Origin of the sequence: Nocardioides agariphilus (assembly GCF_015352445.1) — a bacterium.
Taxonomy (GTDB): domain Bacteria; phylum Actinomycetota; class Actinomycetes; order Propionibacteriales; family Nocardioidaceae; genus Nocardioides; species Nocardioides agariphilus.
The window spans coordinates 22,344-45,228 of sequence record NZ_JADKPO010000017.1 but is presented as its reverse complement, the minus strand read 5'-3'; the positions used below and the strand labels follow the sequence as shown (position 1 = coordinate 45,228).

Sequence of the window (22,885 nt, the reverse complement as noted above, 5' to 3'; positions counted from 1 at the left end):
ACGTGCGGTGAGAGGACGGTACGGGCCTGATGCCTGAGCTCTACATCGACGGGGCGTGGGCAACCGCGTCGCGGGGCGGTCGCCGAACCATCAGCTGCCCCGCGGACGGCACCTTGGTGGCGGAGATCGACGAGGCCTCCGCCGAGGACACCGAGTCGGCCATCGCGGCCGCCTACGACGCCTTCCATCACGGACCTTGGCCGCACACCTCCGCGCGCGAGCGCGGCGACCTCCTGCTCCGGGTCGGCGACCTGCTCGAGCGCGACCGTGACGCGGTCGCACTGGCGGAGTCCAAGGACACCGGCAAGCGCCTGGTCGAGGCCGAGTACGACGTCGCCGACGTGGTCTCGGTGTTCCGCTACTACGGTCGGATCGCCTCCGAGGACGCCGGCCGCGTCGTCGACACCGGCAACGCCGACGTGGTCAGCCGCGTCGTGCACGAGCCCGTCGGGGTCTGCGGCCTGATCGCGCCGTGGAACTACCCCCTGCTGCAGGCGTCCTGGAAGGTCGCGCCCTGCCTGGCGGCCGGCAACACCTTCATCCTCAAGCCCAGCGAGCTCACGCCTCACACGAGCATCCACCTGATGCGGATCCTCGAGGAGGCCGGACTGCCCGCGGGTGTCGGCAACCTGGTGCTCGGCGCGGGCGCCGACGCCGGCGCGCCCCTGGCCAGCGACCCGCGCGTCGACCTGGTGTCGTTCACCGGCGGTCTGGTCACCGGCCGCGTGGTGATGGCCAACGCCGCAGCGACGGTCAAGAAGGTCGCTCTCGAGCTCGGCGGCAAGAACCCCAACATCGTCTTCGCCGACGCCGACCTCGACGTGGCCCTCGACTACGCGCTCACGGCGGTCTTCCTCCACTCGGGCCAGGTGTGCTCGGCCGGTGCGCGACTGGTGGTCGAGGAGTCCATCCACGACTCCTTCGTCGACGCGCTCGTCGAGCGGGCGCAGGCGATCCGCCTGGGCGGCCCGTTCGACGATAAGGCAGAGACCGGGCCGCTCATCAGCGCGGCGCACCGCGACAAGGTGGCCGCCTACGTGGCAGCCGGCATCGCCGAAGGCGCCGTACTCCGGTGCGGCGGCCAGGCGCCCGACGACCCGGCTCTCGCCAACGGCTTCTACTACCTGCCCACCGTGCTCGACGGCTGCACCAGCGACATGAGCGTCACCCAGGAGGAGTCGTTCGGACCCGTGCTCACCGTCGAGACGTTCTCCGGGGAGGACCCCGAGAGCGCCGCGGTGCGCATCGCCAACGACAGCCAGTACGGCCTGGCCGGCGCCATCTGGACCCAGGACGCCGGCAAGGCCCAGCGAGTCGCCGCGCGGCTGCGGATGGGCACGGTCTGGATCAACGACTACCACCCCTACGTCCCGCAGGCCGAGTGGGGCGGCTACAAGCAGTCCGGTATCGGGCGAGAGCTGGGCGAGCACGGCTTGGCCGAGTACCGCGAGACCAAGCACGTGTGGCACAACATCCGCCCTGCCGAGCAGCGCTGGTTCGACGGGAGTCCCCGATGAGTGACCGCTACGACATCGTCATCGTCGGCGGGGGCTCGGCCGGTTGCTCGCTGGCCAACCGGCTCTCGGCCGACCCGTCCACGAGCGTGCTCGTGCTCGAGGCGGGTCACTCCGACTGGCGCATCGACCCGTTCGTGCACATGCCCGCCGCGCTGCCGATCCCGATCGGCAACCGGCTCTACGACTGGAAGTACCAGACCGACCCCGAGCCGCACATGAACGGCCGCCGCGTCCACCACGCGCGCGGCAAGGTGCTCGGCGGCTCCTCCAGCATCAACGGGATGATCTTCCAGCGCGGCAACCCCATGGACTACGAGCGCTGGGCCGCTCAGCCGGGCATGAAGGAGTGGAGCTATGCCCACTGCCTGCCCTACTTCAAGCGCATGGAGACCCGGCTCCTCGTCGACGGCAGCGTCGCGGCCGACCAGTGGCGCGGCGGTGACGGGCCGCTCGTGCTCGAGCAGGGGCCCGCGGCGAACCCGCTGTTCGCCGCCTTCTTCGAAGCAGCCCAGCAGGCCGGCTACCACCTGACCGACGACGTCAACGGCTACCGCCAGGAGGGCTTCGCGCGGTTCGACCGCAACGTGCATCGTGGCCGTCGGCTCTCGGCTGCACGGGCCTACCTGCACCCGGTGATGCACCGCAAGAACCTGAAGGTCGAGACGCTCGCCCTCGGCACCAAGATCCGCTTCGAGACATCGGGTGGGGCCAAGCGCGCCGTCGGCGTCGACTACCTGCGTGCCGGCCGCCCGCGCAGCGTCGCGGCCGGCGAGGTGATCCTGTGCGGTGGTGCGATCAACACCCCCCAGCTCCTGCAGCTCTCGGGCGTCGGCGACCAGGAGCACCTGCGCGGCCTGGGCATTCCCGTCGTGCAACACTCCCCGGGCGTGGGCGAGAACCTCCAAGACCACCTCGAGGTCTACATCCAGTACGCCTCCAAGCAGCCGGTCTCCATCGCCCCCGGCCTGCGCTGGCGGGCCCGTCCTGGCATCGGCTACAACTGGCTGTTCCACCGCCGCGGCCTGGGCGCCACCAACCACTTCGAGGGCGGCGGCTTCGCTCGCAGCAACGAGGACGTCGACTACCCCAACCTGATGTTCCACTTCCTGCCCGTGGCCATCCGCTACGACGGCAGCTCGCCCACCAAGGGCCACGGCTACCAGGTGCACATCGGACCCATGTACGCCGACACCCGCGGCCGCATCCGGATCCGCTCGACCGATCCCAAGCAGCACCCGTCGATGGTGTTCAACTACCTCTCGACGCCCAACGACCGACGCGAGTGGGTGGAGGCAGTGCGCGTGGCCCGCGACATCCTCAACCAGCCCGCCTTCGCTCCTTACAACGACGGCGAGCTCTCGCCTGGGCCGTCGGTGTCGACCGACGAGGAGATCCTCGACTGGGTGCGCGCCGACGCCGAGACGGCGCTGCACCCCTCGTGCACCGCAGCGATGGGCGTCGAGGAGATGTCGGTCGTCGACCCCTCGACCATGCGTGTGCACGGCGTCGAGGGCCTGCGCGTGGTCGATGCGTCGGTCTTCCCGTTCGTCACCAACGGCAACATCTACGCCCCGGTGATGATGGTCGCCGAGAAGGCGGCCGACCTGATCCTCGGGAACACACCACTACCCCCCTCGGAAGCACCCTGGTACAGCTTCCGCGCCGGCAGCACGCTCTACCCGCCCGGCGACAGCCGCAACCCGGAGGTCACGTCATGACGACTACCACTACCCAGCCTGCCGCGGGCTCGACGGCCTCCGACGGCGATGCCGGGCTCACGGTCAAGAACCTCTGGAAGATCTTCGGGCGCGACGCCGACAAGATCATCGGCACTCCCGACGCCGACCTCTCGCGCGCAGAGCTGAAGGAGAAGACCGGCTGCGTGGTGGGCGTCAAGGACGTCTCCTTCGACGTCGCTCCTGGAGAGGTCTTCGTGGTGATGGGGCTCTCGGGCTCCGGCAAGTCGACACTGGTCCGCTGCCTGACCCGGCTGATCGAGCCCACCGCCGGCCAGGTCGTCATCGCCGGCCAGGACATCGTCAGCGCGAGCGAGGCCCAGCTGCGCGACGTACGCCGCAGCCAGGTCTCCATGGTCTTCCAGCACTTCGGCCTGCTGCCCCACCGCCAGGTGATCGACAACGTCGCCTACGGCCTCGAGATCCGGGGGGTGGCGAAGAAGGACCGCCGCGCCAAGGCTTCCGAGATCGTCGAGCTGGTGGGCCTCAAGGGCTACGAGCGCTCCTACCCCGACCAGCTCTCGGGCGGCATGCAGCAGCGCGTCGGCCTGGCCCGCGCCCTGGCCGGCGACCCGAGCATGCTGCTGTTCGACGAGCCCTTCTCGGCGCTCGACCCGCTGATCCGCCGAGACATGCAGAACGAGGTCATCCGCCTGCACCACGAGCTCGGCAAGACGATGGTCTTCATCACCCACGACCTCGCCGAGGCGCTCAAGCTCGGCGACCGGATCATGATCCTGCGAGACGGCGCCATCATCCAGGTCGGCCGTCCTGACGAAGTGGTGGGCGCACCCGCCGACGAGTACGTGCGCGACTTCGTCTCCGACGTCCCGCGCTCCCACGTGCTGACGCTCAAGTGGGTGATGCGCGACCCGCGGCCCGAGGACTCCATGGAGGGGCCGACCATGCCCGCCGACACCATCGTCCGCAAGGCCGCCCAAGCAGTGCTCGCCTCGGCCCATCCGGTGCGCGTCATCGAGGACGGCAAGGTCGTGGGCATCGTCGATGACGAGGAGATCCTCCGCGTGGTCGTGGCCGAGGAGGACCACCAGGAGGTCCCGGCATGACGGTCCTGGCCAGCAAGCCGGAGCCGGGCGCGGCTCCCCCGCCGGTCGAGGTCGAGAGTCGCCGCGCCGCCGCCGCACGCAAGTGGGTCTGGACAGCGATCATCATCGCGGTCTGGGTGGTGCTCTGGAGGATCTTCCACGGCGACGCCACCTTGACCCTCGGCCAGCGTGACCACACGCCCCTGCACCAGGACCTGACCGGGTTCCGCGACTCCGTGCTGGCCAGCCGCGACACCAACCCGTTCGTGTCACTGACCTACTCCATCGGCGAGCGCCTCACCAGCTTCGCCGACTGGCTCTCGCGGATGATCTCGACCAAGGACTTCCCGCGGCCCTACCCGCAGATCGGGTGGCTGGGCGTCGTGGCGATCGCCACCTGGATCGGCTACGCCGTCGCGAACCTGCGCATCGCCGTACTCGTGCTGGTCTCGTTCCTGGCCTTCGGAGCGTTCGGCTACTGGGAGGACTCGATCGACCTCCTGATCGTCACCATGCTCGCCGTCCTCATCGCCGTCCTCATCGGCCTGCCACTCGCCGTCTACTACGGCACGGGCGGCAAGGTCGGAGTGGGCATCCTCACCACCCTGATGGACATCGCGCAGACGATGCCGACCTTCGTCTACCTCGGCCCGATCGTGCTGTTCTTCGGCATCGGCACCTCCGCCGGTGTGGTCTGCACCCTGGTCTACGCGCTGCCGCCGATCATCCGCATTGCCGGCCACGGACTCCGGCGGGTCTCGCCGACCACGATCGAGGCGACCGACTCCTCGGGCCAGACATCGTGGCAGCGGCTGACGAAGGTGCAGCTGCCGATGGCCCGGGCGACCATCGTGGTCGGCCTCAACCAGACAATCATGGCGGCGCTGTCCATGGCCACCTTGGCCGCCTTCGTCGCCTCGCCGGGTCTCGGCAAGCCGGTGCTGCGGGCCCTGCAGAGCAACGACGTCGGTGGCGCCACGGTGCCCGGTCTGCTGATCGTGCTGATGGCGATCATGCTCGACCGCACCACCACCGCCGCCAGCCTGCGCGCCGAGAAGGCATCGCGCGGCGGCCACGACCCCAAGTGGCGCCGGATCATCCTCGCGGTCACGGCGGTCGTGGCCCTGGCGCTCGTCTACGTGTCCCGGACCTACAGCTGGGCTGCCGGCTACGACAACTTCCTCGCCCAGCTGAAGTCCTCGGCCGGCATCGACCTGACGAGCCTGGGCCGCAACACCGCCAACCTCGTCGACGACGTCTTCAACTGGATCAGCAGCACCTTCGACGGCATCACCGAGGCGATCAAGAACATCATCAGCTACGGCCTGCTCAACCCCCTGCAGGACCTGTTGTCGGAGTCCCCGTGGTTCGTGACCGGGCTGGCGATCGTGGCGATGGCCTCGCTCCTGGGCAGTATCCGCGGCTTCGTGTCCGCGGTGGTCGGGTGCGCGCTGCTGTGGTACTTCGACCTGTGGCACGACGCGATGATCACCCTCAACATGGTGCTGGTCGCCACGCTGCTGGTGATGATCCTGGCGCTGGTCTTCGGCGTCTGGATGGCCCGGAGCCGGACCGTCGACTTCATCCTCCGGCCGCTTCTCGACGCCGGCCAGACGATCCCGCCGTTCGTCTACCTGATCCCCGTGCTGGCCCTCTTCGACGCCACCCGGTTCACCGCGATCATCGCCGCGACGGTGTACGCCGCCCCGGTCGCGATCAAGCTGGTCGCCGACGGCATCTCCGGGGTCTCGGCCACCACGTTGGAGGCCTCCCGCTCGACCGGCGCCACCACCTGGCAGGAGATCACCAAGGTGCAGCTGCCGATGGCGAAGTCCTCGCTGGTGCTGGCCACCAACCAGGGCCTGCTCTACGTCCTGTCCATGGTCGTCATCGGCGGCATGGTCGGGGCGGGCGCGTTGGGCTATGACGCGGTGCTCGGCTTCGCCCGCTCCGAGGAGTGGGGCAAGGGCGCCGCGGCAGGCATCACGATCGTGGTGCTCGGCGTGATGATCGACCGCATCTGCCGCGCTGCGGCCGCCGACCCCAACGACCAGAGCTCGCGCCTCCAGCTGGAGTGGGTCAAGGCCCGCGCCCGCTTCCAGGGTTCCCGCAGCACCGTTTGATCTTCTCGGACCGCAAGTCCCAACAAGCAGCACCACGAAGCACGACACCTGAAGGAGAAGGAATGAGAACGAACTGGAAGCGCGCCACACAGCTGGTGTCGGCTTCAGCCGTCGCGCTCCTGGCGCTGTCCGCCTGTGGCGGCGGTGACATCGCCTCGGAGACCCAGCAGAACGAGCAGAACGCCGGCTCGGACGGCGACTGCGGCGACGTCAACATGGCGCTGAACCCGTGGGTCGGCTACACCGCCGACGCCTATGTGTTCGGCGCGGTCGCGGCCGACAAGTACGGCTGCAACATGGTCTACAAGGACCTCAAGGAGGACGTCTCCTGGCAGGGCTTCGGCACCGGTGACGTCGACATCGTCATCGAGGACTGGGGCCACCCCGACCTCGAGGACAAGTTCTTCGCCGAGAAGGGTGACGGCAGCGCCACCAACGTCGGCGACCTCGGCGCGACGGGCATCATCGGCTGGTTCGTGCCGCCGTGGCTGGCCGAGGCACACCCCGACATCCTCGACTACAAGAACCTCAACAAGTACGCCAAGGACTTCGCCACCTCCGAGTCGGGCGGCCAGGGCCAGTTCCTCGGCGCCGACCCGTCCTACGTCCAGTTCGACGAGGCGATCGTGAAGAACCTCGGCCTGGACTTCAAGGTCGTCTTCTCCGGCAGCGAGGCCGCGAGCATCAGCGCGTTCCAGAAGGCCGAGGAGAACAAGGAGTTCCTGATCGGATACTTCTACGAGCCCCAGTGGCTCTTCGCCGACGTCGACCTGCAGCGCGTCGCCCTGCCGCCGTACACCGACGGCTGCCAGGACGACCCGGCCAAGGTCGCCTGCGACTACCCCGAGACCCCGCTGCAGAAGGTCGCCTCGACCAAGTGGCTCGACTCCGGCTCGCCGGCCGTCGACCTGCTGAAGAAGTTCAACTTCACCAACGACGACCAGAACACCGTGGCCAAGTACATCGAGGAGGACAAGATGTCTCCCGAGGACGCCGCCGCCAAGTGGGTCGCCGACAACGCTGACAAGGTCGCCTCCTGGACCAGCTGACGGGCTGAGTCCCGCCTGACGACGTCCGGTCCCCGCCGCTAGTTGACAGCGGCGGGGACGGGCGTCGTACCATTTGCACAGCGTTCCGTATCACGCAATCGAGTGCGTAATACGCAACAACTTCGAAGGAGCAAGCAGCATGGCCACAGTCCCCGCCAGCGCCAAGGTCGTCGTCATCGGTGCAGGCATCGTCGGCAACAGCCTCGTGCACCACCTCGCGAAGCTGGGCTGGACCGACATCGTCCAGATCGACCAGGGACCGCTGCCCAACCCAGGTGGCTCGACGGGTCACGCCTCCAACTTCATCTTCTTGACCGACCACTCCCGTGAGATCACCGACCTCACCCTCGACTCGGTCATCCAATACAAGGAGCTCGGCGTGTTCACCGAGTGCGGCGGCTTCGAGGTCGCCCGCACCGAGGAGCGCATGGAGGAGCTGCGTCGCCGGATGTCCTCGGCCAAGGCCTGGGGCATCGAGGCCGAGATCGTCTCCCCTGCCTTCGTCAAGGAGAAGGTCCCCTTCATCGAGGAGGACCAGATCATCGGTGCCTTCTGGCAGCCCGGCGTCGGCGTGGTCGACTCCCTGCGCGCCGGCACGATCATGCGCGAGGGCGCTGTCGCCTCAGGCGCGCTGACCACCGTGCCCAACGTGGAGGTGCTCGGTCTCGACGTGGAGGACGGCCGCATCCGTCGGGTCCGCACCGACAAGGGCGACATCGACGCCGAGTACGTCGTGATCGCCTGCGGCGTGTGGAGCCCCAAGATCGGCGACATGGCCGGCGTCTCCATTCCGCTGACCCCTGCGGTGCACCAGATGATCAGCGTCGGCCCCTGCCCGCAGCTGGCCGGCGGCACCGGTGAGATCAACTTCCCGATCGTGCGCGACATGGACACCTTCTGCTACGAGCGCCAGCACGGCGCCGACATGGAGGTCGGCTCCTACGCCCACCGCGCGATCCTGATGGAGCCCGAGGACATCCCCACTATCGAGCAGTCCAAGCTCTCCCCCACCGAGCTGCCCTTCACCGAGGAGGACTTCGACCCGCAGCTGGAGCAGGCCTTCGAGCTGATGCCGGACCTGCTCGGTGCCGACGGCGCCGAGATCCGCTACGCCATCAACGGCCTGCTGTCGCTGACCAGCGACGGCTCGCCGATCCTGGGCGAGTCCCACGTCAAGGGCCTGTGGACCGCCGCTGCCGTCTGGATCAAGGAGGGTCCGGGCGTGGGCCGCGCGGTCGCCGAGTGGATGACCCGCGGCTACTCCGAGATCGACGTCGCTCACAGCGACATCGCGCGCTTCCACCCCCACATGCTGCGCCGCGAGCACACCCGCCTGCGCACCACCGAGTCGTTCATCAAGACCTACGGCATCATCCACCCCTCCGAGCAGTACGAATCGGACCGCCCGCAGCGCAAGTCCCCGATGTACTCCTCGCAGGAGAAGCTCGGCGCCGAGTTCTTCGAGACCGCGGGTTGGGAGCGCCCCTTCTGGTACGCCTCCAACGCCGGCCTCCTCGACAAGTACGGCGACGCCGTGATGCCGCGCGAGCACGAGTGGGACTCGCGCTGGTGGAGCCCCATCATCAACGCCGAGCACCTCGCCATGCGCGAGAACGCCGGCGTCATCGACCTCTCGGCGTTCCAGATCCTCGACATCGAGGGTCCGGGCGCGCTCGACACCGTCCAGCGCACCTGCGTCGCCCAGTGCGACGTGGCCGTGGGCAAGGTCATCTACACCCCCGTGCTCGACGCCAAGGGCGGGTTCCTCTCCGACCTCACCGTGATGCGCCTGGGCGATGACCACTTCCGCGTGGTCACCGGTGGCGCCCACGGCATGGCCGACCGCCACACGTTCACCGCTCAATTGCCAGAAGACGGCGCCACCACGCTGACCGACCGCACCGACGAGATCTCGACCATCGGCCTCTGGGGCCCGGTGGCCCGCGAGGTGCTCGCGTCCCTGACGTCCGACGACGTCTCGGGCGAGGGCTTCGGGATGCTGTCGTGCCGCGAGATCACCGTGGGCCCCGGCATCAAGGTGCTCGCCTCCCGCATCTCCTACGTCGGCGAGCTCGGCTGGGAGCTCTACGTCGCGATGGGCGACGCGCTGGCGCTGTGGGAGGCCCTGCTCGAGGCCGGCGCCGACAAGGGCGTCGTGCCCGTCGGCATCGGCGTCTACGGCACGACCGGCCGCATCGAGAAGGGCTACCGCGCCTACGGTGCCGAGCTCGATGCCGAGCGTTCGATCGTCGAGGCCGGCATGCAGCGGCCCAAGGTCAAGGCCGCCGACTTCGTGGGCCGCGAGGCCTACCTGGCCCAGCGCGAGGAGGCTCCCAAGGCAGTGCTGTGCACGATGACCGTCGACGACCACACCTCGGCCTCGGGCATCAAGCGCTACATGCTCGGCGGCGAGCCGATCCTGACCCGCGACGGCGGCACTCTCACCGACGGCCACGGCCACCACCCCTACGTGACCAGCGCCGGCTCCGCGCCGTCGCTCGGCAAGCACGTGCTGCTGGCCTACCTGCCTCCGGAGGAGGCCCGCATCGGCAACGAGCTCGCGGTGTCCTACATGGAGGAGCTCTACCCCGTCACGGTCGGCTCCATCGACGCCACGAGCCTGTTCGACCCGAGCAACGAGCGGATGCGCTGATGGTCCCCTCGCCGGTGAACGTTCTGGTCGCGGTCAAGCGAGTCCCGGACTCCTCGAGCGAGGTCTTGCTGACCGCCGACGAGCAGGCCGTCGACGGCAGCAAGGCCGGCTTCACCACCTCGCCCCACGAGGAATGCGCGGTCGAGATCGCGACGCAGGTCGTCGCCGCCGGTGAGGGTGGCGGCGAGGCGACCGTGGTGACGCTCGGCGACAAGGACGCCGCCGAGCAGCTGCGCAACGCGCTCGCGGTCGGCTGCACCCAGGCCACCCACGTGGTGGCCGACGCGCACACGCTCGGTCCGATCGACATCGCCCGCGAGCTCGCGGCCGTCGTCAGGGACCACGAGGCTGCGGGCCGCACCCACGACCTGGTGCTGCTCGGCAGCGACGCTTCCGACACCGGCGACTTCCAGGTCGGCATCCGGCTCGCCTACGAGCTGGGCCGCCCCGTCGTCAACGGCGCGACGACCGTGACGATCGAGGACGGTGTCGCGGTGGCCGTCGGCAAGGGGCCGGAGGGCCAGGAGACCTACCGGGTCCCGCTGCCTGCCGTGGTCACCATCCGCGAGGGCGGCGTCGAGCCGCGCTACCCGAGCGTGAAGGGCCGGATGGCCGCCAAGAAGGTGCAGATCGAGGAGCGCGAGCCCGCCGCCGAGCACCGCGGCCCGCAACGGGTCAAGCTGCTGCTGCCGCCGCCCACGCCGAGCTCCGTGCAGATCCTGGGCGAGGGGGCTGCTGCGGCACCCGCCGTCGTCGACCTCTTCGAGCAGCTGGGGGTGCTGTCGCGATGATCCTGGTCCACATCGAGACCGACCTCGACGGCACCGCGTCCGAGGTGTCGCTCGAGGCGATCACCTTCGCCCGCAACCTCTCCGAGGCAGGCGGCGGAGTCCCCGTCGACGCGGTGGTCTTCAACGAGCTCTCCGACGACCTCCACAAGGAGCTGGCCGCCTACGGCGTGCGCACCGTGCACCGGATCGGCGGCGACGACGTCGCGGCGTACTCCGGAGCCGGCTGGGCCTCGGCGATCCTCACCGCCCGCGAGGCAGCCCGCTCGGTCGTGGTGATGGCCGCCGGCACCGACCGCGGCATGGAGCTGATGGCCCACGTCGCCGCCCGCGCCGGCGTGGCCATGGCCGCAAACGTCATCTCGTTCTCCGGGCTGGCGCCGTTCGTGGTGACCCGCCAGGTCGCCGGAGGTGCCGCCCGCGAGGAGATGGTGCTCAACCAGCGGCCTGCCGTGTTCACGGTCGCCGGCCACGCCCTGGAGGCCCAGCCGGCCACGGCTTCCGGCCCGGCTGACGTCGTGGAGCACACGCCCTCGATCGACGCGGCCGACCTGCTCGCTCGCGTGGTCTCCAGCGAGGAGCCCGAGGAGGACCTGTCCGGCGCGCTGTCCTCGGCCAAGGTCGTTGTCGGCGCCGGTCGCGGTGTCGGCGGTGCCGACAAGTTCGACGACGTGCTCGAGCTGACCTCGTTGCTGGGGGCCACGCTCGGCGTCTCGCGCGTGGTGACGAGCGCCGGCTGGCGCCCCCACCACGAGCAGGTCGGCCAGACCGGCAGCCGGATCTCCCCGGAGCTCTACATCCCGTGCGGCATCAGCGGAGCCATCCAGCACTGGGCGGGCTGTGCGACGGCCAAGAACATCTTGGCCATCAACTCCGACGCCGAGGCGCCGATGGTGACCAAGGCGACGTACGCCGTCATCGGCGACCTCCACGAGATCGTTCCCGCGATCAACGAGGAGATCAAGCGCCGCAAGGGCTGAGGCTCATTGGTCGCGGAGGGTTGCGTTGGCAACCGTCTCGAGACCTATAAGGCCCGCTCGTACAACGCGGCCTGTCCGGCGAAGTGCTCCTCGAGCCGGGCTCGCGTCGTCGCACTGATCTCCATCGGCCGTTGCGGCGAGACGTTGGTCTGCTCGAGCTCGGGTGCGTCGACTCGCAGCCGCTCGGCCATCCACGCGACCGCACGGTCGAGGTGGTCGTAGCGGAACATCGTCGAGACCACCTCCTGCCCCTCGGCGTTGCGCACGAACCGCCCCAGGTTGCCGATCTTGATCTCGCGCCCGACGACCCTGCCGGCGAACTCGTCGAAGGTCAGGTCCCCCGTGTACTGCGGCTGCCCGGCCACCGCCGGCCGCGAGAGGTACCGCCACCACGACGCCACCCAGTCCACCGGCTCGCGGATCACGCAGACCAGCTCGTAGGACTCCCGCGGGTAGCCGAACTCGTCGAGGATCGGCGCGATCACCCGCTCGAACCGCCGCGCCGTCATGTGCTTGAGCGACGAGGGCCGCCGGATCAACATCGCCGCACGATGTGCGAACGCCGCCTCGATCGCCGTGGACCCCGTCTTCGGCGTCGACAAGAACACGAAGCCCTTGTCGGGGAACGCCAGCACGTACCCCCAACGGGATTCGAACCCGTGCTACCGCCGTGAAAGGGCGGGGTCCTGGGCCGCTAGACGATGGGGGCCTGGATCGCGGATCAGCATAAGGGAGGGTGCGTGCTCTCCTCCGAATCCACGCGAGCCGTCGGTTTCGCCGCCCTCCGAGGGCTCCGGTAAGGTTCTGCTCGCCCGCTCGACCGTCCGGTCGGCGGGCAACGGCCAGGTAGCTCAGTTGGTACGAGCGTCCGACTGAAAATCGGAAGGTCGGCGGTTCGACCCCGCCCCTGGCCACCTCTTCGAGGCGCTGGCCTGCGCATTCTTCGTCTTGTCACTCCTAGACATTCGCCGCGTGTCGCTCCGATCGTGACCCGCTAGCCGACTCGTTCGCGAAGGTGGCCGCTCATCGACGATGCCAGGGCCGAGGTCCCGGCGTTCACCGGCTTCCCGAAAGCCCAGTCGCGCAAGATCTGGTCGATCAACCCACTCGAGCGCGTCACGACGAATCGACCGCCGGCGACCGCAGCTACTCCCACAGGAGTCCAGGGCGCAGCTCGACTTCGCCATGGATACTGGTGATCACCCCGCCATCGGGCGGCGCCTAGGCACCGAAGGCCACCTCAAAGCCCACCAGCCCGCGGGGCTCGGTCCCATCTCGACCCAACGACTCGTCCCGTACTCGGGCAGCCCGACAGTTGCCGAGCGATGCGCTGCCTGGTGCGGTTACGACACACCAGACTTGAGGACGGTGCGCGCCAACTGCTCGCCGATCCAGTCGCGGGCACGCGTGGAGGTCCAGCCCAGATCGGTAACGACGAACCCGATCCGATCCCGCCCGAAGTAGTAGAAGACGAGGTCGGCGACGTCCTTGTCGCTCAGTCCGTCAGCGATGCCATCCAGTTCGCGGAGTCGGGCGGCCACGAGATCGAGCACGTGGCGGTGACGCTGCGTCGCGATGGCGAGCACCCGTGCGGCCTCTTCGTCGTGCGGGGCGGTCTCGCTGACGACCCGGGTGACGTCCCCGAAGTCCTCATGGACTGCCAGGTAGGCGTTGCCGAGGATCCGGATGATCTCGCGCGGCGACTCGCACGCGCGCACAGCGTCGACGACCGCTTGGACACCAGGGCCTTCGGTCCATTCATCCATCAGGGTCCGGAGCAGGCCCTGCTTTCCGCCGCACTGGGCGTAGATCGTGGCGGGAGATACGCGACTGAGCCGCGCGATCTCCTCGACCTTGGTGGCGAAGTAGCCCTGTGAGGCGAACAGCTGGCGGGCCGCGTAGACCACCGCCGCCTTCGTCGCGTCGGCGTACTGCTCGCGACGACTACGTCGGCCCCGGGCTCCCGTGCCGGTATCACTCATCCGGTCACGGTCTCACGCACGCTGCCATTGGTGACTCCTACGACGCGCCGCAGCAGCTGCGCGGCGCGCCAGTGGTGCCACGGGTCGCCGCCGACCTCGACGAGCAGTGCGACGCGACCGCGCGGCTCTTGGACCTGGTAGCTGAAGGAAGTCACGGGCAGGCTGTTGAGGACCGCGGCGAGCCGCGCCAGCAGCCCGACCTCGTGGAGAGCCGCCACGGTCAGCACCACGGGTGCGGGCGAGTTCACGCGGGCCTCAAGGGGCGGAAGAACTCGCGGATCTCATGGACGAGGAGCTCCGGTTGCTCCACCGGAACCAGGCCGCCAACGCCATCTCGTTGAACAGCTCGATCAACAACGCCGCGCGCCTCATCGGCCCGGCCATTGCTGGTGTCGTCATCGGGATCGCAGGATCGGGGGTGGCGTTCCTGCTCAACTCCCTGACGTTCGTGGCGATCATCGTGGCGCTGGTCGTGATGAAAGGCGACCAGCTCACTCCCAGGCCACCACAGCCACGCGGCGGAGGACAGGTGCGTGCTGGGTTCGCCTATGCCTGGCACCACCGCGAGATTCGGCTGGCCCTGCTGGCCACTCTGCTCGTATCCGCTCTCGCCCAGAACTTCCGGGTGATCCTGCCGTTGATGGCGGCCGACACCTTCGACGCCGGTGCCAGCGCCTACGGGTGGCTGATGTCGTTCCTCGGCATCGGTGCCATGGTCGGAGCCTTGATCTGCGCGTATCTGGCGAATCCATCGATCCGGATGATCACCGTCGAACTCCTGCTGTTCGGCGTGCTGACGATGCTCGCCGGGATCGCGCCGACGTACGCGATCATGCTGGCGCTGATGCTCGGCGTCGGCGCCGGCAACACCTCGTTCAACACCACGTCCAACGCCCTCGTGCTGCTCGCCGCCACGCCGCAGATGCGTGGCCGGATCCTCTCGCTGCGCAACCTGATGTCCAACGGAGCCACGCCCGTGGGCAGCCTGGTCATCGGCTGGGTGTGCCACGTGTGGGACGCGCGAGCCGGGCTCATCGTCGGCGGCGTCGTCTGTCTCCTGACCTGTCTGATCCTCGCGACCGCGACGCGGTCAACCAACCTCGAGAGGGAACGCGCGCAATGACTGACACACCTGGCACGACCATCCCCGGCGACTGGCGCAACCGCGACTTCGTCCGCTTGTGGCACGAGAAGGACGACGACATCGGCGACCGCCTTGCCTTCCCCCGCTCGTTGACCGCCGCGGTCGTGGCAACAGGGACCACGGAACCCGGCGTGATCGTCGACATCGGTTCAGGTCCCGGGCTCTACCTCTCGGTCCTGCTCGACGCATTCCCGAAGGCTCGCGGCGTCTGGGTCGATGCATCGACGCCCATGCTCGAGATCGCGCAGGCTCGACTGGGGGAGTACGGCGACCGCATCTCCTATGTGATCGCCGATATGCGCGAGATCGATCGTGCGGACCTACCCGAGGCAGACGTCGTCGTGTCGTCGAGGGCTGCCCATCACTTGACCTACGCCGAGCTCGTCGCCTTCTACCGGGCCAGCTTCGCTCTCCTGCGCTCTGGTGGGTGGATCGCCAACCTCGATCACACCGAGCCGCCCGCGGGTTGGGATGCCCGGTACAAGTTGCTGCGCAAGAAGGATCGACCATCCAAGAAGCGATCGGCCGACCTGCCTCCTCACCGTCACGACCATCCGCGACCGACCGTCACCGAGAACCTGTCAGCACTCCACGAGGCGGGGTTTGCCGAGCCCGAGCTCGTGTGGAAGGCCTACCACACCTGCCTCTTCATGGCCCCCAAGTGACGCCCGGCGAGGAGCCGTGAGAGTCCGAGGGTCGGCGCGCTCGACGACCTGACAGAGGCGATGTCTCCACTGCCTCACCCGGGGGTACTGGGTCGGCGACGAAAGGGTGGATCCATTGAGTCGCAAGGCGCCGCGGGGCGACATCGACGAGTCCGAGCTGTCCGTGAGTGCCGCCGAGGACCACGCGGCTGGTCCGACGGCCGTGGGGGTGAGCCTCAAGCGAGCCGTCGAGGAGATGGGCGTGCGGCGTGCGGCGCAGACGCTCCTCAAGCTCAACCAGGCCGACGGGTTCGACTGTCAGGGCTGCGCGTGGCCGGACCCCTCCCCCGAGCACCGGCACACGGCGGAGTTCTGCGAGAACGGCGTGAAGGCCGTCTCCGAGGAGGCGACCCGACGTCGCGCCGGGCGAGAGTTCTTCGCCGCCCACCCGATCGAGGAGCTGCACGACCGCACGGACTACTGGCTGGGTCGACAGGGCCGGATCACCGAGCCGATGGTGCTGCGGCCCGGTGCTTCTCACTACGAGCCGATCTCGTGGGACGAGGCGTTCGCGCTGATCGCCAAGCACCTCAACGGTCTCGACTCGCCGGACCAGGCCGTCTTCTACACCTCCGGCAAGGTCTCCAACGAGGCGGCCTTCGTCTACCAGCTCTTCGTGCGCGCCTACGGCACCAACAACCTGCCCGACTGCTCCAACATGTGCCACGAGTCGACCTCGGTCGGCCTCGCCGAGGTGATCGGCATCGGCAAGGCGTCGGTCACCTTCGAGGACGTGGACCACGCCAAGCTGCTCGTCATCGCTGGGCAGAACCCGGGGACCAACCACCCGCGGATGCTCAGCGCGCTGGAGGAGGCGAAGCGCAACGGCGCGAAGATCATCGCGATCAACCCGCTCAAGGAAGCGGGGCTGGTCAGGTTCAAGAACCCGCAGACACCCAGGGGCATGGTGGGCCACGGGACGGGCATGGCCGACCTCCACCTCCCGGTGCGCATCAACGGCGACCTGGCGCTGTTCCAGGCGATCGCCTCCCTGCTGCTGGAGTGGGGCCACCTCGACCACGACTTCATCGAGCAGCACACCTACGGGTTCGAGGCGTACGCCGAGCACCTGCGCGGGCTCGACTGGGACCTGGTGCTCGCATCGACAGGTCTCTCGCGCGATCAGATCGAACAAGCCGCGCGGATGATCGCGACCTCGCGCAAGACCGTCTACTGCTGGGCGATGGGGCTGGTCCAGCACCGCAACGGAGTGGCGAACGTCAAGGAGATCTCCAACCTGGCGTTCCTCCAGGGCAACATCGGCAAGCCCGGCGCCGGCTTGTTCCCCGTGCGCGGACACTCCAACGTGCAAGGCGACCGCACGATGGGGATCTGGGAGCGGCCGCCTGCCCACTTCCTCGACGCCTTGCGTGACGAGTTCGGGTTCGAGCCGCCTCGCGAGGACGGGTATGACGCGGTGGCCGCGGTCAAGGCGTTCCGCGACGGCAGGGCGAAGGTGTTCTTCGGACTGGGCGGCAACTTCGTGGCGGCGATGTCGGACACGATCGTGACCGAGAACGCTCTGCGCCAGGCCGACCTGACCGTGCAGGTGTCGACCAAGCCCAACCGCTCCCACGTGGTGCACGGTCGTGAGGCGTTGATCCTCCCGCCGCTGGGCCGCAGCGAGAAGGACATCAAGGGCGGGCGTTCGCAGCGAGTCACCGTCGAGGACTCGCTCTGCTCCGTGCACGCCTCGCAGGGCCCGCTCGAGCCGGCCTCGGACCAGCTCCGCTCGGAGGTCGACATCGTCTGCTCGCTCGCCGTGGCCACTCTCGGCGACACCCACGACATCCCGTGGACCGAGTTCAAGGACGACTACCGCCAGATCCGGCGCCGGATCGGGCGGGTGGTGCCCGGCTGCGCGGGCTACGAGGAGAAGGTCGACGAGCCAGGCGGATTCGTGCTGCCGCACCCGCCGCGCGACACCCGCACGTTCACCACCGACAAGGACCGCGCCATCTTCACCGTCAGCCCGACCGAGGTGCTGCACGTGCCGGAGGGCCGTCTCCTCCTCCAGACCATGCGCTCGCACGACCAGTTCAACACCACGATCTACGGACTCGACGACCGCTACCGCGGGATCAAGGGCGGTCGGCGGGTGGTGTTGGTGAACCCCCGCGACATCGACACCCACCAGCTGCGCGACGGCCAGTACGTCGACATCGTCAGCGAGACCGACGACGGCTGCACCCGCACCGCCCCACGGTTCCGCGTCGTCTCCTACGACACACCTCGGGGTTGTGCGGCGGCGTACTACCCGGAGACCAACTGCCTGGTGTCACTGGACGCCAAGGCAGTGGGCAGCCACCAGCCGGCGTACAAGTCGATCGTGGTCCGGCTGGTCCCCGCCACCCCGGACGCACCCGGGGTCGGTCGGCCGGAAGGTACGGCGACGGGCGAGCCGGTCGACGACGGCGCGGAGACCAAGCGCCATGTGGCACCCCAACACCTGAGCTAGAGCAGACCGTTGCGGACGTGGCCGCGTGGCGTCTCGACGGACCACATCCCCCAGCGCATCCCCATGCCGGGACTCCAGTCGATACCGAACCACCGGGACAGCCAGTGCTGCATCTGGATGATCTCCGCATGCTGGTCGTCGCGGATCCTGGTCGCCAGGCGCGCCACGTCCTCGTGGTCGGCGCGTCGCCACAGCAGGCGCTGGGACATCATCACCGCGGCCATGTGGTGGCCGATCATGTCGCGCAAGAAGGTCCGATCCAGCCTGTCACCCGAGAGGCCCGACAGGTCTCGCATCATCGGCCGGTAGTCGACCGCGGTCGACTGCTCTGGGTACCAGTCGGCAAGCCACTCGGTCATCTGCTCGATCTGCGAGGTCTGGGTCTTCACGATTGACTCCCCGAAGGCTCGCATCTGCGGCCGGTCGGACCTGGCAAGCTCGCGCGCAGCCGCGACCGCCTCCTGGTGGTGGGCGACCATCGCGGCCAGGTACTCGGGCTCACTTGCCGCCGCAGCCGGGCCCATCATCGAACTCCAGGACCCGTTCCACCAGTCGGGAGCGCTCGACGAGTCGCCGTACATCATCCCCGGGCCCATCTGCGTACTGGTGTTGTCGCCACGATTCGCCACGAGAGCCCCGAGGGCCGTAGCCGCGGTGACCACCGCCACGATGAGGATCACGACCAGGATCGGGGAACGCTTCATCGCAGGCTCCAAGTGTGTTCGGTGCTTCTGACTTCGACGCTCTCGTGGCGAAGGGATTGCCAGAAGGGCACAAGCACCCGGAGCGACGGGCCAGAAGTCCTGCAGCGTGGCCCTGGCCGGCCACCCCGGCGCAGGCAACGATGCGGGCCGGTTGAGAGCAAGACGCCATCGCCACGGGCATCCCGTGGCGATGGCGTCTGGTAGGTGCTTCAGTTGCCGTACAGAGCGACCTTGCGGACCTCCAGGTCGTAGGCGAACGCCGGGGCGAACTCCAGGGCGACACTGTTCTCGTCGAAGGACAACCGCACGTCAGTGGACAGCTGGGTCTGGGTTCCCTTGCTGACCACCTGCTCGCCCGCGTCCTGGATCGGCTCGATCACCTTCGTGGTGCGACCCGTCTTCTCCACGGTGCCGGTGAGCTCGACAGTGCGGCCGTCGAGGTCGATGGTGGCGTTGAGGACTCCGTCGACGACGAAGGGAGCGGTCTGCTCCACGTACCCGATCTGGCCGCCGTCGTCCGGGTCGCCGAGGACCACCTGGATCGAGTTCCCGTACAGGGAGTTCTCGTACACGGTCACCGCCACCGGCAGGTCGCCGGCCAGACCGGTGCCTTCGAGGACGATGCCGCGCTGGTACTCGACGTTGACCTTCGGCTGGTCGGCCGAGTCCGATGCCAGCGCCGTGGAGATGGGCCGCTGGGCGGGCTTCGCGGCGTCATCGGCGGTGGCAGCGCCTGCGATACCGAGACCGGCGACCAGCAGGCTGCTGACGACGATGAAGTGCCTGGTGATGTTCCTACGCATTTTCCTTGCTCCTGTTCAAGATTCGGATTTTCTGAACCCAAGACGCAAGGAGTCGAGGTCGAGTTGGAACCCTGCGGGCCGGTGTCGTCCACGTCACACCTAGATCAGGTCAACGGCACCCGAACCAGACCTGCGGCCTCCGACGGGTCGGGAGTTCGTGCCGGTCCCCCCAGGCGTTTCCGTGGCGTCGGGGAAGTCCCTCACCTGCGCGCGTACTACGCGCAGACAGACAGAGCCCCGTGGGGTGGTGGGCTTTGAGGGGATCCTCGGTGCCCTACTCGCCGCTCTCGATGGCGGCGTGTTCATCAGTATCCATGGTGGTGTTGAGCAGCGCCATGGACTCCTCGGATAGGTAGCGGCGGTCGCCGGCGATCCATTCGTCGTGCGTGTCGATCAGGACCGCGCCGACGAGTCGGATCACCGCGGCGGCGTTGGGGAAGATCCCGACGACGCGGGAGCGGCGCTTGATCTCTTTGTTGACCCGCTCGAGCGGGTTGGTCGACCAGATCTTGCGCCAGTGGGCCTTGGGGAAGGCGGTGAACGCGAGCACCTCGGCCTTGGCCTCGTCCATCAGCGGACCGACCTTGGGGAACGAGGCGGCGAGCTGGTCGCGGACCTCGTCCCACGCGGCGGCGACGGCCTCGGGGTCGGGTTGGGCGAAGATCGTGCGGAACACCGCGGCGACCATGTCGGCGTGGGTCTTGGGGACGTGCGCCAACAGGTTGCGGGCGAAGTGGACCCGGCAGCGCTGGTGGGCCGAGCCCTGGAAGGACCGCTTGAGCGCCTTGAGGAGTCCGGAGTGCTGATCGCTGATGACCAGCTGCACGCCGGCCAGGCCGCGCTGCTTGAGGCTGAGAAGGAAGCTGCGCCAAGACGTCTCGTCCTCACTGTCACCGACGTCGAGTCCGAGGACCTCCCGGGATCCGTCAGCGGCGATCCCGGTGGCCACTACGACGGCCATCGAGACCACCTGGCCGCCCTTGCCGGGCTTGTTGCGCACGTGCAGGTAGGTCGCGTCCAGGTAGACGTAGGGGAACGCGATGTGGTCCAGCGGCCGGGTCCGGAACGCCCCGACCGACTCGTCGAGCTGCTCACAGATCCGAGAGACCTCGGACTTGCTGATCCCGCTGTCGGCGCCGAGTGCGACGACCAAGTCATCGACACTGCGAGTCGAGATGCCGTGGACGTAGGCCTCCATCACCACCGCGTACAACGCTTGGTCGATCCGAGGCCGGGGCTCGAGGATGGACGGGAAGTAGGAGCCCTTGCGCAGCTTGGGGATCCGCAGCTCGACATCGCCGGCCTTGGTCGCCAGGAGCTTGGGGCGGGTGCCGTTGCGTTCGGTGACACGGTCCGCGGTGCGCTCGTAGCGTTCGGCGCCGATCACTGCGGCGGCTTCGAACTCGACGAGCTCCTGGAGCACGGTGCGGACCGACTCGCGGATCATGTCGACGCCATCGCCGGTGCGGAACGCCTCGAGCAACTCCGAGAGGGCAGACTGGGACAAGGCCATCGGTGGTTCTCCTTCAGTGCGTGACTTGGTCGTTTCACACCGAAGATCCCGCCGATGGCCGCCTACTTCACGCAGCCCCGCCGTTGGACCTCAAACCCCACCACTCCCAGGGACTCTTACCGCAGAGGTGACGTCCCGCTGGGTGGTGGAGTTTCTCGACACCGTGCGGGGTCAGTGACTTGATCATACCGTCATGAGTTCTGGCTTGGCCACCTCCTGGGTCTTGTTCTCGGTGATGAGGGCCATGGAGCGTTCGGAGAGGTAGCGGCGGTCTGCGGTGACCTGCCATTCGTCGTGGGCCTCGACCAGGACGGCGCCGGCCAGTCGGAGCAGGGCGGCGGGGTTGGGGAACACGCCGACGACGTCGGTGCGGCGTTTGACTTCCTTGTTGAGCCGCTCCAGGGGATCGGTCGACCAGATCTTCTTCCAATGCGCCGCGGGGAACCCGGTGAACGCGAGCAGGTCGTCGCGGGCCTCGCGCAGCATCTGCTCGACCTTGGGCAGCTGCCGGCCGAGCATGGTGGCGATGACCTCGAACTGGTCGTGGACATGCTCGGCGTCGGGCTGGGCGAAGATCGTGCGGATCGCGGCAGCGACCATCTCCTGGTTGCCCTTCGGCACCACCGCCAGGACGTTGCGCATGAAAGTGCACCCGGCAGCGCTGCCAGGCGGCGCCGATCAGCACCGAGGCGATCGCGGACTTCAGGCCGGTGTGGGCATCGGAGATGACCAGCTGGGTCCCGCCGAGTCCGCGGGCCTTCAGGCCGCGCAGGAACGCGGTCCAGAACGCCCCGTCCTCGCTGTCCCCGACGTCGAAGCCCAACACCTCGCGGCGGCCGTCGGCGGTCACCCCGGTGGCGATCACCACCGCCTGGGACACCACCCGCCGGTTGACCCGTGCCTTGCAGTAGGTGGCGTCGAGGAACACGTACGGGTACGCCTGGTCGGCCAAGGATCGATCCCGGAACGCCCCGACCTCTTCGTCGAGGTCCGCACAGATCCGCGACACCTCGGACTTGCTGATCCCGGTGTCGGCACCCAGGGCCTTGACCAGGTCGTCGACCTTCCTGGTCGACACGCCGTGCAGGTAGGCCTCCATCACCACCGCGAACAACGCCTGGTCAACCCGCCGACGCCGCTCCAACAGCGAGGGGAAGAACGATCCGGACCGCAGTTTCGGGATCCGCAGCTCCAGATCACCCGCGGTCGTGGTCAGCGTCCGCGACCGCGAGCCGTTGCGCTGCGCGGTCCTCGAATCGCTGCGTTCCCAGGGCCCCGCCCCGATCACGCTGGTGAGCTCGGCATCAATCAAAGCCTGGTAGATCGTCTGCGCCGCGGTCCGGATCCGGTCCTCAACGCCAGCAGCCTGTAGCGCTTCCAGGAGCTCGAGTAGTGCAGCATTGTCCAAGGCCATCGTGCTTCGTGTCCTATCCGTGAGTCACTGTCGCAAGTACTCACTGACCGTTGCACGGTGGCCGCCTACGTCATCGTCAACACGACGAACAGCGGCCCGAACTACACCACCTCACGGGACGTCACCCCCTCAACAGCACCAGTGGCATTGCGGGGGTACGCCAGGGGTACGCGTCTCAATGCATCTGCGCGGCACTTCGCAGTCGTCGTTCGGCGATTCGAGATCCCAGATTGGACTCAGACCGCACATCGCCTCATTGGGTCACCAGCCC

At 68.4% G+C, this 22,885-nt stretch carries 17 protein-coding genes, 2 tRNA genes and 2 pseudogenes; 13 read left to right on the top strand and 8 right to left on the bottom strand.

Annotated elements, in window-relative coordinates; genetic code table 11:
* The first annotated feature begins 29 nt into the window (after positions 1-29).
* From ISU10_RS13595 to ISU10_RS13560, 8 genes are all read left to right on the top strand, one after another.
* A complete protein-coding gene (locus ISU10_RS13595) occupies positions 30-1,517 on the top strand; it encodes an aldehyde dehydrogenase family protein (protein ID WP_194696950.1) in 1,488 nt (495 codons plus the stop codon).
* Positions 1,514-3,235, top strand: coding sequence for a choline dehydrogenase (betA, locus tag ISU10_RS13590; protein WP_194696949.1), 1,722 nt, complete (start codon positions 1,514-1,516; stop codon positions 3,233-3,235). Before ISU10_RS13595 ends, betA begins: the two co-directional genes overlap by 4 nt.
* A complete protein-coding gene (locus ISU10_RS13585) occupies positions 3,232-4,320 on the top strand; it encodes a quaternary amine ABC transporter ATP-binding protein (RefSeq protein ID WP_194696948.1) in 1,089 nt (362 codons plus the stop codon). Before betA ends, ISU10_RS13585 begins: the two co-directional genes overlap by 4 nt.
* Positions 4,317-6,422, top strand: a complete 2,106-nt coding sequence (locus ISU10_RS13580) for an ABC transporter permease (protein ID WP_194696947.1) — start codon at positions 4,317-4,319, stop codon at positions 6,420-6,422. Before ISU10_RS13585 ends, ISU10_RS13580 begins: the two co-directional genes overlap by 4 nt.
* A 62-nt stretch (positions 6,423-6,484) precedes the next feature.
* The gene (locus ISU10_RS13575) at positions 6,485-7,471 is read left to right on the top strand and encodes an ABC transporter substrate-binding protein (RefSeq protein ID WP_194696946.1); all 987 of its coding nucleotides are present in this window, start codon (positions 6,485-6,487) and stop codon (positions 7,469-7,471) included.
* Between the two features lie 139 nt (positions 7,472-7,610).
* A complete protein-coding gene (locus ISU10_RS13570; protein WP_194696945.1) occupies positions 7,611-10,124 on the top strand; it encodes a GcvT family protein in 2,514 nt (837 codons plus the stop codon).
* Positions 10,125-10,138: 14 nt separating this feature from the next.
* Positions 10,139-10,915, top strand: a complete 777-nt coding sequence (locus ISU10_RS13565) for an electron transfer flavoprotein subunit beta/FixA family protein (RefSeq protein ID WP_370865351.1) — start codon at positions 10,139-10,141, stop codon at positions 10,913-10,915.
* A complete protein-coding gene (locus ISU10_RS13560; RefSeq protein ID WP_194696943.1) occupies positions 10,912-11,892 on the top strand; it encodes an electron transfer flavoprotein subunit alpha/FixB family protein in 981 nt (326 codons plus the stop codon). The genes ISU10_RS13565 and ISU10_RS13560 overlap by 4 nt, the downstream gene beginning before the upstream one ends.
* 44 nt (positions 11,893-11,936) lie before the next feature.
* Here ISU10_RS13560 and ISU10_RS13555 read toward each other — a convergent pair whose 3' ends face one another.
* Together ISU10_RS13555 and ISU10_RS13550 are read right to left on the bottom strand one after the other, a co-directional pair.
* The gene (locus ISU10_RS13555) at positions 11,937-12,527 is read right to left on the bottom strand and encodes a hypothetical protein (protein ID WP_194696942.1); all 591 of its coding nucleotides are present in this window, start codon (positions 12,525-12,527) and stop codon (positions 11,937-11,939) included.
* 1 nt (position 12,528) lies between these two features.
* A tRNA-Glu gene (locus ISU10_RS13550) sits at positions 12,529-12,601 on the bottom strand.
* 131 nt (positions 12,602-12,732) lie between these two features.
* Here ISU10_RS13550 and ISU10_RS13545 point away from each other — a divergent pair.
* Together ISU10_RS13545 and ISU10_RS23155 are read left to right on the top strand one after the other, a co-directional pair.
* Positions 12,733-12,806: transfer RNA gene (locus ISU10_RS13545), tRNA-Phe, on the top strand.
* A 71-nt stretch (positions 12,807-12,877) separates the two neighbouring features.
* Positions 12,878-13,010, top strand: a pseudogene (locus ISU10_RS23155) (transposase); the annotation flags it as partial.
* Positions 13,011-13,235: 225 nt separating this feature from the next.
* On the opposite strand, the gene ISU10_RS13540 reads toward ISU10_RS23155, so the two are convergent.
* Positions 13,236-13,874 (bottom strand): TetR/AcrR family transcriptional regulator, encoded by a 639-nt coding sequence (locus ISU10_RS13540; RefSeq protein WP_194696941.1) that lies wholly within the window; start codon positions 13,872-13,874, stop codon positions 13,236-13,238.
* Positions 13,871-14,122, bottom strand: coding sequence for a hypothetical protein (locus ISU10_RS13535; RefSeq protein ID WP_194696940.1), 252 nt, complete (start codon positions 14,120-14,122; stop codon positions 13,871-13,873). Before ISU10_RS13535 ends, ISU10_RS13540 begins: the two co-directional genes overlap by 4 nt.
* Positions 14,123-14,157: 35 nt before the next feature.
* Between ISU10_RS13535 and ISU10_RS13530 the strand changes: the two genes are divergently transcribed.
* From ISU10_RS13530 to ISU10_RS13520, 3 genes are all read left to right on the top strand, one after another.
* Positions 14,158-14,997 (top strand): MFS transporter, encoded by an 840-nt coding sequence (locus ISU10_RS13530; RefSeq protein ID WP_194696939.1) that lies wholly within the window; start codon positions 14,158-14,160, stop codon positions 14,995-14,997.
* Complete coding sequence (locus tag ISU10_RS13525; protein ID WP_194696938.1) at positions 14,994-15,683, top strand: class I SAM-dependent methyltransferase; 690 nt, start codon at positions 14,994-14,996, stop codon at positions 15,681-15,683. Before ISU10_RS13530 ends, ISU10_RS13525 begins: the two co-directional genes overlap by 4 nt.
* A gap of 115 nt (positions 15,684-15,798) precedes the next feature.
* On the top strand, positions 15,799-18,180 hold the full coding sequence (locus tag ISU10_RS13520) for an FdhF/YdeP family oxidoreductase (protein WP_194696937.1): 2,382 nt from the start codon (positions 15,799-15,801) through the stop codon (positions 18,178-18,180).
* On the opposite strand, the gene ISU10_RS13515 is transcribed toward ISU10_RS13520, so the two are convergent.
* From ISU10_RS13515 to ISU10_RS13500, 4 genes and pseudogenes are all read right to left on the bottom strand, one after another.
* The gene (locus ISU10_RS13515; protein WP_194696936.1) at positions 18,177-18,884 is read right to left on the bottom strand and encodes a DUF305 domain-containing protein; all 708 of its coding nucleotides are present in this window, start codon (positions 18,882-18,884) and stop codon (positions 18,177-18,179) included. The genes ISU10_RS13520 and ISU10_RS13515 overlap by 4 nt on opposite strands.
* A gap of 209 nt (positions 18,885-19,093) precedes the next feature.
* A complete protein-coding gene (locus ISU10_RS13510) occupies positions 19,094-19,687 on the bottom strand; it encodes a hypothetical protein (RefSeq protein ID WP_194696935.1) in 594 nt (197 codons plus the stop codon).
* 274 nt (positions 19,688-19,961) lie between these two features.
* Entirely contained in the window at positions 19,962-21,200 is a 1,239-nt protein-coding gene (locus tag ISU10_RS13505; RefSeq protein WP_194696934.1) for an IS256 family transposase, read from the bottom strand.
* 183 nt (positions 21,201-21,383) lie between these two features.
* Positions 21,384-22,614: pseudogene (locus ISU10_RS13500) on the bottom strand (IS256 family transposase).
* Positions 22,615-22,885: the final 271 nt, after the last annotated feature.

Bases quoted from the DNA above. Each gene is read 5' to 3' on its own strand.
- ISU10_RS13595 (WP_194696950.1), top strand. From the start codon at position 30: ATGCCTGAGCTCTACATCGACGGGGCGTGGGCAACCGCGTCGCGGGGC.
- betA (WP_194696949.1), top strand. From the start codon at position 1,514: ATGAGTGACCGCTACGACATCGTCATCGTCGGCGGGGGCTCGGCCGGT.
- ISU10_RS13585 (WP_194696948.1), top strand. From the start codon at position 3,232: ATGACGACTACCACTACCCAGCCTGCCGCGGGCTCGACGGCCTCCGAC.
- ISU10_RS13580 (WP_194696947.1), top strand. From the start codon at position 4,317: ATGACGGTCCTGGCCAGCAAGCCGGAGCCGGGCGCGGCTCCCCCGCCG.
- ISU10_RS13575 (WP_194696946.1), top strand. From the start codon at position 6,485: ATGAGAACGAACTGGAAGCGCGCCACACAGCTGGTGTCGGCTTCAGCC.
- ISU10_RS13570 (WP_194696945.1), top strand. From the start codon at position 7,611: ATGGCCACAGTCCCCGCCAGCGCCAAGGTCGTCGTCATCGGTGCAGGC.
- ISU10_RS13560 (WP_194696943.1), top strand. From the start codon at position 10,912: ATGATCCTGGTCCACATCGAGACCGACCTCGACGGCACCGCGTCCGAG.
- ISU10_RS13540 (WP_194696941.1), bottom strand. From the start codon at position 13,874: ATGAGTGATACCGGCACGGGAGCCCGGGGCCGACGTAGTCGTCGCGAG.
- ISU10_RS13530 (WP_194696939.1), top strand. From the start codon at position 14,158: ATGGACGAGGAGCTCCGGTTGCTCCACCGGAACCAGGCCGCCAACGCC.
- ISU10_RS13525 (WP_194696938.1), top strand. From the start codon at position 14,994: ATGACTGACACACCTGGCACGACCATCCCCGGCGACTGGCGCAACCGC.
- ISU10_RS13515 (WP_194696936.1), bottom strand. From the start codon at position 18,884: ATGAAGCGTTCCCCGATCCTGGTCGTGATCCTCATCGTGGCGGTGGTC.
- ISU10_RS13510 (WP_194696935.1), bottom strand. From the start codon at position 19,687: ATGCGTAGGAACATCACCAGGCACTTCATCGTCGTCAGCAGCCTGCTG.
- ISU10_RS13505 (WP_194696934.1), bottom strand. From the start codon at position 21,200: ATGGCCTTGTCCCAGTCTGCCCTCTCGGAGTTGCTCGAGGCGTTCCGC.